This window comes from Gelidimonas diazotrophica, assembly GCF_055694025.1.
Genome location: NZ_CM146349.1, coordinates 533,793 through 547,466, shown reverse-complemented (window position 1 = coordinate 547,466; position 13,674 = coordinate 533,793). Strand labels below are relative to the sequence as shown.

At 57.9% G+C, this 13,674-nt stretch carries 9 protein-coding genes; 4 read left to right on the top strand and 5 right to left on the bottom strand.

The window, feature by feature from the left end:
• Positions 1-104: 104 nt before the first annotated feature.
• The 4 genes from KGFNPO_RS02590 to KGFNPO_RS02575 all read left to right on the top strand — a co-directional run bounded on the left by KGFNPO_RS02590 (position 105) and on the right by KGFNPO_RS02575 (position 6,536).
• Positions 105-1,292, top strand: coding sequence for an acetylornithine transaminase (locus KGFNPO_RS02590; protein WP_472632967.1), 1,188 nt, complete (start codon positions 105-107; stop codon positions 1,290-1,292).
• Between the two features lie 405 nt (positions 1,293-1,697).
• Positions 1,698-3,620 carry a PrkA family serine protein kinase gene (locus KGFNPO_RS02585; RefSeq protein ID WP_472632966.1) on the top strand — a complete coding sequence of 641 codons (1,923 nt, stop codon included), beginning with the start codon at positions 1,698-1,700 and terminating at the stop codon, positions 3,618-3,620.
• Between the two features lie 115 nt (positions 3,621-3,735).
• Positions 3,736-5,004: a YeaH/YhbH family protein gene (locus KGFNPO_RS02580; RefSeq protein ID WP_472632965.1), complete on the top strand. Its 1,269-nt coding sequence runs from the start codon at positions 3,736-3,738 to the stop codon at positions 5,002-5,004.
• Positions 5,001-6,536, top strand: coding sequence for a SpoVR family protein (locus KGFNPO_RS02575; RefSeq protein WP_472632964.1), 1,536 nt, complete (start codon positions 5,001-5,003; stop codon positions 6,534-6,536). The genes KGFNPO_RS02580 and KGFNPO_RS02575 overlap by 4 nt, the downstream gene beginning before the upstream one ends.
• Before the next feature lie 320 nt (positions 6,537-6,856).
• On the opposite strand, the gene KGFNPO_RS02570 is transcribed toward KGFNPO_RS02575, so the two are convergent.
• The 5 genes from KGFNPO_RS02570 to KGFNPO_RS02550 all read right to left on the bottom strand — a co-directional run bounded on the left by KGFNPO_RS02570 (position 6,857) and on the right by KGFNPO_RS02550 (position 13,644).
• The gene (locus tag KGFNPO_RS02570) at positions 6,857-8,719 is read right to left on the bottom strand and encodes a PHA/PHB synthase family protein (protein WP_472632963.1); all 1,863 of its coding nucleotides are present in this window, start codon (positions 8,717-8,719) and stop codon (positions 6,857-6,859) included.
• Between the two features lie 134 nt (positions 8,720-8,853).
• The gene (locus tag KGFNPO_RS02565) at positions 8,854-10,062 is read right to left on the bottom strand and encodes an ABC transporter permease (RefSeq protein WP_472632962.1); all 1,209 of its coding nucleotides are present in this window, start codon (positions 10,060-10,062) and stop codon (positions 8,854-8,856) included.
• Positions 10,062-10,841, bottom strand: coding sequence for an ABC transporter ATP-binding protein (locus KGFNPO_RS02560; protein ID WP_472632961.1), 780 nt, complete (start codon positions 10,839-10,841; stop codon positions 10,062-10,064). The genes KGFNPO_RS02565 and KGFNPO_RS02560 overlap by 1 nt, the downstream gene beginning before the upstream one ends.
• Positions 10,838-12,172, bottom strand: a complete 1,335-nt coding sequence (locus KGFNPO_RS02555; protein ID WP_472632960.1) for an efflux RND transporter periplasmic adaptor subunit — start codon at positions 12,170-12,172, stop codon at positions 10,838-10,840. Before KGFNPO_RS02555 ends, KGFNPO_RS02560 begins: the two co-directional genes overlap by 4 nt.
• Positions 12,169-13,644: an efflux transporter outer membrane subunit gene (locus tag KGFNPO_RS02550; RefSeq protein WP_472632959.1), complete on the bottom strand. Its 1,476-nt coding sequence runs from the start codon at positions 13,642-13,644 to the stop codon at positions 12,169-12,171. Before KGFNPO_RS02550 ends, KGFNPO_RS02555 begins: the two co-directional genes overlap by 4 nt.
• Positions 13,645-13,674: the final 30 nt, after the last annotated feature.

Sequence of the window (13,674 nt, the reverse complement as noted above, 5' to 3'; positions counted from 1 at the left end):
ATTCGGAAATTAAGCAAAACCCAGTAGGTTGGTGCTGAGCTTGCGAAGCCCAACATTCTGCGCACACGTCCTACATAATTCAATCCCGCACACCCGGAGCACCCATGGAATTCAGCCAGTACGATGTCAACGCCTTGATGTTTATCACCAATCGCCCACCGCTAGTCTTCACCGAAGGCAGCGGCATGTGGCTGACCGACCATAGCGGCAAACGCTATCTGGATTACCTGCAAGGCTGGGCGGTCAACTGCCTCGGCCACTCGCCGCAATGCATCCAGGATGCGCTGGCCGCGCAAGCCAAAAAACTGATCAACCCATCGCCGGCGTTCTACAACGCGCCATCGATCAAGCTGGCCTCGCTGCTGACCGCCAATTCGTGCTTCGACCGCGTATTCTTTGCCAGCAGCGGCGCCGAAGCCAATGAAGGCGCGATCAAGCTGGCGCGCAAATGGGGCAAAAAATACAAAGACGGCGCATTTGAAATCATCAGCTTCAACCACAGCTTCCACGGCCGCACGCTGGCCACCATGTCGGCCTCCGGCAAATCCGGCTGGGATACGCTGTACGCACCGCAAGTGCCGGGCTTTCCGAAGGCTGAACTAAACGACATCGGATCGGTCGAAAAACTAATCAATGCCAACACCGTGGCCGTGATGCTGGAGCCGGTACAGGGCGAAGCCGGCGTGATCCCGGCCAGCCGTGGCTTCATGCAGGCGTTGCGCGCACTCACCAACCGCCACAATATTCTATTGATCGTCGATGAAGTGCAAACCGGCATGGGCCGTTGCGGCGCGCTGTTTGCCCATCAATTGTCGGACATCACGCCCGATCTGATGACGCTGGGCAAGGGCATCGGCGGCGGCGTGCCGCTGGCGGCCATGCTGTGCACCGAAGCAGTCGCCTGTTTCGAGCCCGGCGACCAGGGCGGTACTTACAACGGCAATCCGCTGATGACCGCAGTGGGCGTGGCGGTGATGGAACAATTGCTGCAACCCGGCTTCCTGCCGGCGGTGCAGGAAAAAGGCGCGTATCTGCGCACCGAACTGCTGCAACTGTGCGCGCAGCACGGCTTGCAAGGCGAGCGCGGCGAAGGCTTGTTGCGCGCGCTCGAACTCGGCCGCCCGATCGGCACGCAACTGGTGGAAGCGGCGCGCGACCTGCAACCGCTCGGCCTGCTCTTGAACTCGCCGCGCCCCGATTTGTTGCGCTTCATGCCGGCACTCAATGTCACCACCGCTGAAATCCAGCAGATGATATCGATGCTGTCGGACTTGTTGCACCAACAGAAATAATCTGCGTGAAAATCCTGGAAGCGCCCGCTTCCAGGATGATACTGGATCGTTGTATTTTTTAAAACGCACACGAATAGTGCGGAAAACGCCATATTATTGATGATACTCTGCGTATCATCAAGATCACCTGCTTGACAGCCAGCCCTCTTCATCCCTGCATAAAATATCATAATGGCACTTGATTCTTGGCCGGTACATCCCTATTGTGTTAATTACATTAATCGCATCGACAGGCGCTGATTGAGCAGAAAATGAGCAGCAAGGATCACTAACACTTGCCAGTAATTGTCTACGGACAAACATTGTTCTGACAAAACGCAACAAAAGAAGAACAGGGCTAGAATTAAAGCGGCAATACAGTATTCATTGCCAAAGACGGGTAGGTTCCACTCAAAGGACATGAAAATGAAAATCTTTGACAACTACGCAGCGCGGTACGAGCGGACCATGGAAGAAGAGTATTCCCTGAAAGAATACCTGGATTTATGCAAGCGCGATCCTCTGGCGTATTCCAGCGCAGCCGAGCGCATGCTAGTGGCCATCGGCGAACCGGAATTGATCGACACCCGCAACTATCCCCATTTGTCGCGCATCTTCGCCAACAAGATAATTAAAATCTATCCCGCCTTCAAGGAGTTCTATGGGATGGAGGATGCGATTGAGCAAGTGGTATCGTATTTCCGCCACGCAGCGCAGGGCTTGGAAGAACGCAAACAGGTTCTGTACCTGCTGGGACCGGTCGGCGGCGGCAAATCGTCGATTGCCGAAAAACTCAAGCACTTGATGGAAAAGGTACCGTTCTACTGCCTCAAGGGCTCACCCATCAACGAGTCGCCGCTGGGCATGTTCAGCATGGAAGAAGACGGGGCGATTCTGGAAGAGGATTACGGCATCCCGCGCCGCCATCTGAACGCCATCCCCAGCCCTTGGGCGGTCAAGCGTCTGGGCGAATTCAACGGCAATATCAATCAGTTCCGGGTCGTCAAACGCTACCCGTCGATACTCAGACAGATCGCCATCTCAAAGACGGAACCGGGCGACGAAAACAATCAGGACATTTCATCGCTGGTGGGCAAGGTCGATATCCGCAAGCTCGAAGACTTTTCCCAGGACGATACCGATGCCTACAGCTACTCGGGCGGCCTGTGCCTGTCGAACCAGGGCTTGATGGAATTCGTCGAAATGTTCAAGGCGCCGATCAAGGTGCTGCATCCATTGCTGACCGCCACCCAGGAAGGCAACTACAAGGGCACCGAAGGTTTTGGTGCGATCCCGTTCGACGGCATTATCCTGGCCCACTCCAACGAGTCGGAATGGAAAACCTTTAAAAACAACAAGAATAACGAAGCCTTCCTGGACCGGATTTACATCGTCAAGGTGCCTTACTGCCTGCGGGTGATGGAAGAAACCAAAATTTACGAAAAACTGCTGCGCAACTCTTCGCTGTCGCAAGCGCCGTGCGCTCCCGGCACGCTGAAGATGATGGCGCAGTTTGCGGTACTGACGCGCCTGAAGGAGCCGGAAAATTCCAGCATTTACAGCAAGATGCTGGTCTATGACGGTGAAAACCTGAAAGACATCGACCCGAAAGCCAAGTCGTATCATGAGTACCGCGACTACGCCGGGGTGGATGAAGGCATGAGCGGGTTGTCGACCCGTTTCGCCTTCAAGATTCTGTCCAAGGTATTTAACTTCGACACCACCGAAGTGGCAGCCAATCCGGTTCACTTGATGTATGTGCTGGAACAGCAGGTCGAGCGCGAACAGTTCCCGCCCGAAACCGAGCAGAAATACCTGGCCTACATCAAGGAATATCTGGCCCAGCGCTACGCCGAATTCATCGGCAAGGAAATCCAGACCGCGTATCTGGAAAGCTATTCCGAATACGGCCAGAATATTTTCGACCGCTACGTGACTTTTGCCGATTTCTGGATTCAGGATCAGGAATACCGCGACCCGGATACCGGCGAGAGCTTCGACCGCAATGCGCTGAATCTGGAACTGGAAAAAATAGAACGGCCTGCCGGCATCTCGAACCCGAAAGATTTCCGCAACGAAATCGTCAACTTCGTGCTGCGGGCCAGGGCCCAGAATGCCGGCAAGAATCCGTCCTGGACCAGCTACGAAAAACTCAAGATGGTGATCGAGAAGAAAATGTTCTCGAATACCGAAGAACTGCTGCCGGTGATTTCGTTTAACGCCAAGGCCAGCGCCGACGATGTCAACAAGCATGCAGAGTTCGTCGCCCGCATGGTGGAAAAAGGATATACGGCCAAACAGGTTCGACTGTTATGTGAGTGGTATTTGCGCGTCAGAAAATCGTCGTGAGCAGATGGCTCGTAGGGGCAGGTTCCAAACCTGCCCTCTCGCCGCCAAAATGCCAGGGCGGGTTTGGAACCCGCCCCTACGAGGAAATGGCTGACGTTAAACATAGGAGACGATTTTGGTTCACCTAATCGACCGGCGCCTACAAGGCAAAAACAAATCCGCAGTCAATCGCGAACGATTTTTACGTCGTTACAAGGGCCAGATCAAGGATGCAGTTGAACGGGCGATAAAAGGCCGTTCCATCACCGACATGGAGAGCGGCGAAAAAGTATCGATTCCAGCCAAAGATGTCAATGAGCCGAGTTTCGGCAATGCCCATGGCGGGGTCTGGGAGATGGTACATCCCGGCAACACGGAATACCAAAAAGGCGACCGGGTGGCGCGCCCCAAAAGTGGCGCCGGTTCCGGCTCCGGCCAGGCCGGCAACAGCGACCAGATCACGGAAGATGATTTTATCTTCGAACTGACGCGCGAAGAATTCCTGAACTACTTCTTCGAAGATCTGGAATTGCCGAATATGGTGAAGACCCAGCTCACCGCCACCACCGAATTCAAGCAGCAGCGGGCCGGTTATAAAATGTCCGGCACGCCCACTAATATTCATGTGTTGCGCTCGCTACGTGGCGCACTGGGACGGCGCATCGCAGTCGGCAGCAAATCGCACAAGCGTCTGCTGGAAGCAGAATCCGAACTCAAACAATTGCTCGACAGCGTGCCGGACGACGATGCGCGCATCATTGTGCTGCGGCAGGAAATTCATCGCTTGCGCAGCAAGTTGCTGGCGATTCCATTCATCGACCCCTTCGATCTGCGCTACAGCAATCGCATCAGGGTGCCGAAACCGTCCAGCCAGGCAGTCATGTTTTGCATCATGGATGTCTCCGGCTCGATGGATGAAATCAAGAAAGATACCGCAAAACGCTTTTTCATCCTGTTGTACCTGTTTTTGAGGCGCGCTTACGACAAGATTGAAGTGATCTTCATCCGCCACCACACGATGGCCGACGAAGTCGATGAAAACGATTTTTTCCACTCGCGCGAATCGGGCGGCACCGTGGTGTCGTCGGCGCTGGATTTGCTGGCCAAGATCATACGTGAACGGTATGCCAGTAACGACTGGAATATTTACGTGGCGCAAGCTTCCGATGGCGACAACTGGGACAACGATTCGGTCGCCTGCCGCCAGCTGCTGATTAACACCATCATGCCTGCGGTGCAGTATTACGCCTACGTCGAAATCACCGGGGACAAGCCGCAGAATCTATGGGAAGAATACACGCAGGTACTGCACCATCACCCCCACTTTGCAATGCAACTGATCAAATCCCCGGCCGATATTTATCCTGTGTTTCGTGAATTATTCAAGAAACAGGAAAAATCATGAGTGTTCCGAGCAAAATAAGCTCCTCGTACCAGTTGCCGAAACAGTCGGAATGGACCTTCGAACTGCTGGAGCAGGTGCACGAAGAAGTACGCCGCATCGCACAAAATTTCGGCCTAGACACCTATCCGAACCAGCTCGAAATCATCAGCGCCGAACAGATGATGGACGCCTACACGGCGGTTGGCTTGCCGGTGTCGTACCACCATTGGTCATTCGGCAAGCATTTCCTGAATACCGAAAAACACTACAAGCGCGGCCAGATGGGCCTGGCCTACGAGATCGTCATCAATTCGAATCCTTGCATCGCCTATCTGATGGAAGAAAACAGCCTGATGATGCAAACCCTGGTGATCGCGCACGCGGCCTACGGTCACAATTCCTTTTTCAAGGGCAATTACCTGTTCCGCTCCTGGACCGATGCCGAAGAGATCATCGACTACATGGTATTTGCCAAGAAATTCATATCCGAATGCGAAGAGCGGTACGGCATCGAAGCGGTCGAACTGCTGCTCGACTCTTGCCATGCACTGCAAAACCACGGCGTCAATCGCTACAAGCGCCCGGCCAAACTGTCGCTCACGGAAGAAAAGGCGCGCCAGAAAGAGCGCGAAGCCTACCTGCAATTGCAGGTCAACGACCTGTGGCGCACCCTGCCTCAGCAAGAAAAAGAGGCGGTATCTAACCGGCCGTCACAGCGGTTCCCGTCGGAACCGCAGGAAAACCTGCTGTATTTCATCGAGAAATACGCGCCGATACTGGAGCCGTGGCAACGCGAAGTGGTGCGCATCACGCGCAAGATTGCGCAGTATTTTTACCCGCAGCGCCAGACCCAGGTCATGAACGAAGGCTGGGCCACCTTCTGGCACTACACCATCCTCAATCAACTGTATGCGGAAGGCGTGGTCGATAACGGCTTCATGATGGAATTCCTGCAAAGCCATACCAACGTGATCTACCAGCCGCCGCTCGACAGTGCGCACTACAGCGGCATCAATCCGTATGCGCTGGGGTTTGCCATGATGTCGGACATCCGCCGCATCTGCGACGCGCCTACCGACGAAGACCGCGTATGGTTTCCCCATATCGCCGGCAGCGACTGGCTAAAGACGCTCGATTTTGCGATGCGCAACTTCAAGGATGAGAGCTTTATTTCCCAATACCTGTCGCCCAAGCTGATTCGCGATTTTCATTTTTTTGCGGTGCTTGACGATGACACAGATGACAAGCTGACGATTTCCGCGATTCACGACGACAGTGGCTATCAGACCATCCGCCAGAAACTGTCGGAGCAATACAATCTGGGCAATCGGGAGCCGAATATCCAGGTGTTTGCGGTCAACATGCAGGGCGATCGCTCGATGACGTTAAGACACACCCAGTTTCAGCGCCGCCCGCTCAACGCGCAGGCGCAGGAAGTGTTAAAGCATGTGGCGCGTCTGTGGGGTTTTGATGTGCGCCTGGAGACCATCGATCCGAACGGCAAAATCATCAGCACGCTGGAATGCAAGCGCGAAAAGCGCACGCACGGCTAAACCTCCGGAACGCTTCTGAGTCAAGGCTTGCACTTCAATGCAGCTTAAACGCAGATAAACACATTTAAAATATACTGGTTTATGTATTTTTAATATCTCCAATAAATACAGGCGTGAAATTCATGTATTTATCACATACTCCTGCATTAATCTAGATTATCACGCCTCCGGCGATTCTCTCGTAGGGGCGGATTCCAAACCCGCCCTGGTACTTTGGCGGTGAAAGGGCGGGTTTTGAACCCGCCCCTACATACCCACCTAGCAGGGAAAATTATCGTTCATAGCGGGCTGAATAATTAACCACGCAAAGCCGAAAATCGTCATGCTTGCAGAACGTACTGTCCTGGCGCGTCGGCCAGCACACGCTCGGCCAGGATGTCCTGGACCTTGATTTTTTTTGCGCTGGAATGCAGCGCCAGCCACTTATGCCAGTGCGGCCACCAGGAACCCTGCTCGACCGTGGACTGCGACACCCACTCATCCGGCCCCACCACATGACTGAGCGCATGCCGCTGGCCGGACCGGAACCGGAAACTGCGGCCCGCATGGTCCAACTCGGATACCACTCCGCTATTGTGGCCACCGGAAGCTAGCACGAAATGGACCTCGGAATCGACCAGGAAATGAATCTTGTAGACCGACTTCCAGGGCGAGACGTGGTCGCGTTCGGTACCCAGCACAAACATCGGCTGCCTGATATTGCTGAGTGCAATCAAATGACCATCGACACAGTAGCGGCCTTCGGCCAGATCGTTGTGCAAGAACAGCTGCCGCAGATATTCGCTATGCATCCGGTATGGCAGGCGCGTGGTATCGGCGTTCCACGACATCAGGTCGTTCGGCGCCCGACGGATGCCCAGCAGGTACTCGCGCATGATGCGCGACCAGACCAGATCGCGCGAATTGAGCAGCTCGAAACTGGCTGCCATCTGCGCGCCATCCAGATAGCCCTGCTCCCACATCAGCGCGTCCAGCAAGGCCAGCTGGCTGTCGTCGATGAACAGCCCCAGCTCGCCCGGATCGGTAAAGTCGGCCTGCCCCGCCAGCAGCGTGATGGTCTGCATTGGCGCCAGCGCCTTCTGCGGATCGCGTCCCAGCGCCGCTGCGCCGATGGACAGCAAAGTGCCGCCCAGGCAATAGCCGACCGCATGCACCGGAGTGTCCGGCATCAGCTGCGCGACTTGCTCCAGCGCGGCAAACAAGCCCTGCCCAATATAATCATCCATGCCCAGATTGCGGCTCTCGGCGCCGGGGTTCTTCCATGACATCATGAACACGGTATGACCCTGCTCGACCAGGTAGCGCACCATCGAATTATTCGGCGACAGATCCAGGATGTAATATTTCATGATCCACGACGGCACAAACAGCACCGGCTCCCGGTATACGGTTTCGGTCTGCGGCGTGTACCGGATCAATTCAAACAGTGCATTACTGAACACCACTTTTCCGGGCGTGACTGCGACATCCCGTCCGACCTTGTAGGGAGAATCGGCTTCCTGGTGCGCATCGCCGCCCCGCTTCTTTTGTTTGCGTTTGGCCTGATCTTCCAGCCAGTGGTTCCAGCCGGTCAAGCGGTTATGGCCTTTCGATTCGATGGTGGCGCGCAATACTTCCGGATTGGTAATTGCGTAATTGGACGGAGCAACAGCATCGAGCATCTGGCGCGCGGCAAAACTGACCACATGCTCATGATGCGGCGTAACGCCGCGGATGCCGGTAGTAGCCTGCTGCCAGAAATCCTGCGTCTGCAAGAAGGATTTGGCAAACACGTTATATGGCCAGTACGACCATTCCGGCCGGTTGAAGCGCGAATCGCTTTCCGTCACGCCGACCTGACCGCTGCCGGAACTCAGCGCGCTGGCCATGAAAGGCCCCCATTCCGCCGCTTGCTGCTTCAGCAAAGCCAGCAGTTCGATGCGGCGTCCCGGCGACATGGCGAGTTGCAGCAGCCATTCCTGCATTGCCACTGACAGGCTGGTGGGAGAAATGCCGCCGGTCAACTTTGCCAGCGCGCTCTGATACATCAAATCCAGGGTATTGGTGCCAGCCTGCTCGTTGCCATCGCTGCCCAGATAGCACAGTTTTTTGGGAGCTGCAGCGTCCTGCGGCAAAGTTGCATCTGCTGCCATTGCAATTGGCAAGCTGTGATCATGGTTCAAATTCTTTTCAGTCAGATTCATATCCACCTCTCGGTTGCGAATTATTCATTCTTGCAAAAATGGGGCGTCACACTGATTGACATAAGTCAAACGAATCGGGGATTGTCACCGCTGGCTGAGTAAAACGGCCAAAACCGCAGCCAACAGGCAATGATTTACTCGTGCCGCAACGCCTCGATCGGGTCCAGTTGCGCGGCGCGGCGGGCGGGAAAGTAGCCGAACAGTACGCCAATCCCGGCTGAGAACAGGAACGACAGAATGTTAATGGACGAGTTGAATACGTAAGGCACCTGCATCAGTTGCGCCAGCCCGATCGAAGCCCCGGTCGCCAGCACGATGCCGATCACGCCGCCGAGGGTGGACAGCACCACCGCCTCGATCAGAAATTGCAGCAACACTTCGCGCTCCAGCGCGCCAATGGCCAGGCGCAAGCCGATTTCACGGGTGCGCTCGGTGACGCTGACCAGCATGATATTCATGATGCCGATGCCGCCCACCAGCAAGCTCACTGCGGCTACCGCGCCGAGTAGCGTGGTCATCACTTTGGTGGTGCCGGACAAGGTTTCGGCCAGCTGTTTGGTGTCGAGCACGTTGAAATTATCGTCATCACCCTGGGCTAGTTTGCGGCGTTCGCGCAGCAACTGCGTCAGGCTGGACTTCAGGCGCGCGCTATCGGTGCCGTCTTTCATCGACACCAGCAAGGTGGCGACCCGCTGGTTGCCGGCAACGCGGCGCTGCAGCGTGTGCAGCGGCACCAGCACTACGTCATCCTGATCGTTGCCCATGGCCGCCGGCCCCTTGGCTGCCAGCACGCCCACTACTACGCAAGAGAATTGCTTGACGCGCAACTGTTCTCCCAGCGCACTGCGGGTATCGAACAATTCGCGCCGTATGGTCTCGCCGATGATGCATACGGCGGCACCTGCTTGCAACTCGCCCTCTTCGAACTGACGACCTGCGGACAGCTTCCAGTTGCTGGTCTGAAACCAGGCATTGGTGCTGCCGGTGACGTTGGTGGTCCAGTTGCGGCCGTTGGCGACCACTGTCACGCTGGCCCGTCCTTCGGGAGCCACTGCCTGCACGCCGCCGATCTGGTTCGCAATCGCTGCCGCATCGGCTTCCTTGAACGCCGGTGCGCCGCCACTGCCGCCGCCGAAACCCTGGCGTTGTCCGGGGCGCACCATCAGCAAGTTGCTGCCCAGGCTGGAAATCTGATTTTGCACTTCCATGGTGGCGCCGTTGCCCAGCGTTACCATGGTGATGACCGCGCTGACGCCAATCACGATGCCGAGCATGGTCAGGAAGGAACGCAGCATATTGCGGCGAATCGAGCGCAGCGCCAGCAGCAAAGTATTGAGCAGCATTACAGTTCCCCCACTGCCGCTGGTGGCAAGTCTAGTCCGAGCGGATGCGGATTGCTGGCGTCGCTGTCGAGCAAGCCATCGACAAAATGCACCATGCGTTTGGCATACATCGCCATGTCGTGCTCGTGCGTGACCATCAGCACGGTGATGCCGTGATCCAGATTGAGCCGCGATAGCAACTCCATGATTTCGCGGCTGCGCTGGGTATCGAGGTTGCCGGTGGGCTCATCGGCCAGCAATACCGCCGGCTCGGTGACGATGGCGCGGGCGATTGCGACCCGCTGCTGTTGCCCGCCCGACAGTTCGGCCGGCGTGTGATGCTCCCATCCAGTCAGGCCTACCGAAGCCAGCGCCTTGGTCGCCAGGGCGTGCCGCCGCGCAGCGCTTTCGCCACGGTACAGCAAGGGCAATTCGACGTTTTCCTGGGCCGAGGTGCGCGCCAGCAGGTTGAAGCCCTGGAACACAAAACCCAGGTAGCGCCGGCGCAGTTGTGCGCGCTGGTCGCGCGACAATTTTTCCACATGCATGCCGTGAAACAGGTATTCGCCTGCGGTGGGCGTATCGAGGCAGCCGAGGATATTCATCACGGTCGATTTTCCCGAGCCGCTGGGCCCCATGATGGCGACAAATTCGCCCGCTGCGATGTCGATATCGACACCCTTGAGCGCCATCAATGCGGCCTGCCCTTTGCCGTACATTTTGGTCACGCCGCGCAGGCGGATCAGTGGCGCTGAGACACTGGAATCAGGATTGGCGGCTGGCGCGATCACTGTACTCATTGCCCCGCCGTGCGCTGATCGGTGATGACCTGCATGCCGGCCTGCAAATCCCCTGCCGTTATCTCGGTCATCCGGCCATCGCTAATACCGGGCGTCACATCCACCGCGACCGCGGCGCCGTTGCGCAATACCCAAACCTGACGCACAGCAGCCGTACTGGCGCTGCTGGCGGCAGATTTGCGTGGCGCGCGGGGACGCCCGCGCGGCATCAGGCTGGCCACAATGCCGCCCTGATCAGCGGCACCCGATGCCTTGCCGGCCTGCTTCGGAGTCGAGGTCGATGTCGGCGTGAAGCGTAGTGCGCTGTTCGGCACCAGCAGCACATCGCGGCGCTCGGTAGCGGTGATGGTGGCGGTTGCCGTCATGCCGGGACGCAGACTCAGGTCGGCATTATCGACGTCCAGATAAGTGATGTAAGTGACCACGTTCTCGGTAATGGTCGAGCCGAACGCTACCCGCGTGATGGTTGCCGGATACTTGCGATTGGCATAGGCGCTGACGGTAAAGCGGGCTTTCTGACCGATCTTGACCGAGCCGACATCGGCTTCATCGACATTCACCTGCAGGCGCATATGGCCCAAGTCTTCGGCAATGGTAAACAGCGTTACCGCCTGCAACGAGGCCGCCACCGCGTTGCCGGGGTCGACCGTGCGGGTCAGAATCACGCCGTCGATGGGCGAACGAATCGATGCTTTCGACAGATTGGTCGCGTCGGTTGACAAGGTTGCACGGGCGCTGACGACGTTGGCGTTGGCGCTCAATGCATTGGCTTGCGCCCGCTCCAGCGTGGCGCGGCCAGTGTCGAGCTCGGCCCTGGAAGGCACTTTGCCGCCGGACAAGCGCGACACTTCTTCCAGCCGCGCCAAATTGCCCTGCGACTCCTTGACTGTGGCCACCTGTTGCGCCACTGCTGCATTCGCGGCAGCCAGCGCAGCGCGTGAGCGCACAATCTGATCGTTCAGCTTGGCGGTATCGAGTTCCACCAAAACCTGTCCTTTCTTGACTTGATCATTGACGTCCACCAGCACCCGCAACACGGTACCGGACAGTTCGCTGCCGATACTGACCGAGCGCGTCGGCTGCAACGTGCCATTGGCGATGACGGTGAGCGTGAGGTTGCCGCGTGCCGCCGCTTGGGCCGTGAAGCTGGGTGCGGCGTTGGCTTTTTGCTGCGCTTGCCAGAAATAAACGCCGATTGCAGCCAGCATCAATAACGCGACAGCGATCCAGAATAGCGGGCGACGCCACCAGCGGCGCGCAGCCGGGTCGGCCAGCGCTCCAAGTGCATCGGTGTCCGGTGTAGTTTCGTTGGAAGCAGATGGTGTGTTCATGAGTTCGAAGGTTGAGTGATGTTGGCGCTACTGGGCTGGCCTGGCGACATTGCAGAATCGCGCTCCGGCTGCCAGCCGCCGCCCAAGGCCTTGTACAAGCGCACATGGTCGGTGCTGAGGTCGGTGGCGGTAGTTGCCATCGCGTCTTGCGTGCTAAACAGGGAGCGCTGCGTTTCCAGCACGGTCTGAAAATCGATCAGGCCGCTGGCGTAGCGCTGGCGCGCAAGCAGTGCCGCATTGGCCGCTGCATCGCTGGCGTCGCGCAAGTGCTGCAGGCGCTCGCGGTCGCCGCCCAACGCGACCAGCGCATCTTCCACATCCTTTAATGCAGTCAGCACCGTGGCCTGATAAGACAGCCGCGCCTGTTCCAGCGCGGCTTGTTGCGCACGCACCTGCGCCTTGCCTGCGCCGGCATCGAACAGCGGCACCGACACGCTGCCCAGCAATGCGCTGGCCAGCGCACCGCTGCCGGTGAGCGTGCCCAGCGTCAATGCGCGCAATCCCAGCGAACCGCTGAGATTGAAGCTCGGATAGCGCGCAGCATCAGCTTGCCCGACCCGCGCCAACGCGGCGCTAACCTGGTGCTCGGCGGCGCGCACGTCAGGGCGCTGGCGCAACGTTTCGGCCGGCATGCTGAGCGCCAGATCATCCTGCGCCTGCGGCACCGGAGTGGCGCTGGCAAGTTGCGCCCGCAACGCCTCCGGCGTCTGGCCGCACAGCAGCGCCAGGCTGTGCTGAATTTGCGCCACGCTGGTTTCCAGCGTCGGAATTTGCGCCCGCGTCTGTTCGCTGGCGGCACGCGCCTGCTCGCCTTCGAGTGACGTCAGCAAACCGGCCTGCACCCGCCAATCGGTGAGCTGCAAGGTTTCCAGCTGGCTTGCAAGATTGCTGCGCGCAATCATCAACCGGGTCTGCGCGCCGCGATATTGGATGTAACTGACCGCCACTTCGGCCGCGATAGAAACTTGCACATCGGCCAGGCTGGCAGCGCTGGCTTGCGCACTCGCCTCGCCTGCCTGCAGCGCGCTGCGGTTGCCGCCAAATACATCGGGCTCCCAACTGGCGTCAAACCCGGTATTGAACGCATTGCTGGCGCTGGCGTTGCCCGACTTGCTGCGCCCCGCCGAGGCCGAACCGGCAACGCTGGGCAATAAGCCGGCTGCCGCGATGTCGCGCAACGCACGCGCTTGCGCCAAAACCGCCTGCGCGCTGTTGACGCTGGTATTGGCGCGCAAGGCCTGCGTTATCAGCGCATCGAGCAAGGGATCGTTAAAACGTTGCCACCACTGCGCCAGGTTGGCGTTGGCGTTGCCGTTTTCTGCACCGGCGCCGCTGGTTGCAACAGCCGCCGACCACGCCGCCGGCACCGCAATCTCCGGCAGCGCCGGCGACGACGGCGTCATCGACACGCAAGCCGATAACGTTAATGTCAACGGCAGCAACATCGTCCATAAACCGCGTTTTTTCAACATGCAATCTTTTCTGGAAAATTCATATACGTC

Coding starts and splice junctions, on each gene's coding strand:
- KGFNPO_RS02590 (WP_472632967.1), top strand. CDS start 105: ATGGAATTCAGCCAGTACGATGTCAACGCCTTGATGTTTATCACCAAT.
- KGFNPO_RS02585 (WP_472632966.1), top strand. CDS start 1,698: ATGAAAATCTTTGACAACTACGCAGCGCGGTACGAGCGGACCATGGAA.
- KGFNPO_RS02575 (WP_472632964.1), top strand. CDS start 5,001: ATGAGTGTTCCGAGCAAAATAAGCTCCTCGTACCAGTTGCCGAAACAG.
- KGFNPO_RS02570 (WP_472632963.1), bottom strand. CDS start 8,719: ATGAATCTGACTGAAAAGAATTTGAACCATGATCACAGCTTGCCAATT.
- KGFNPO_RS02565 (WP_472632962.1), bottom strand. CDS start 10,062: ATGCTGCTCAATACTTTGCTGCTGGCGCTGCGCTCGATTCGCCGCAAT.
- KGFNPO_RS02560 (WP_472632961.1), bottom strand. CDS start 10,841: ATGAGTACAGTGATCGCGCCAGCCGCCAATCCTGATTCCAGTGTCTCA.
- KGFNPO_RS02555 (WP_472632960.1), bottom strand. CDS start 12,172: ATGAACACACCATCTGCTTCCAACGAAACTACACCGGACACCGATGCA.
- KGFNPO_RS02550 (WP_472632959.1), bottom strand. CDS start 13,644: ATGTTGAAAAAACGCGGTTTATGGACGATGTTGCTGCCGTTGACATTA.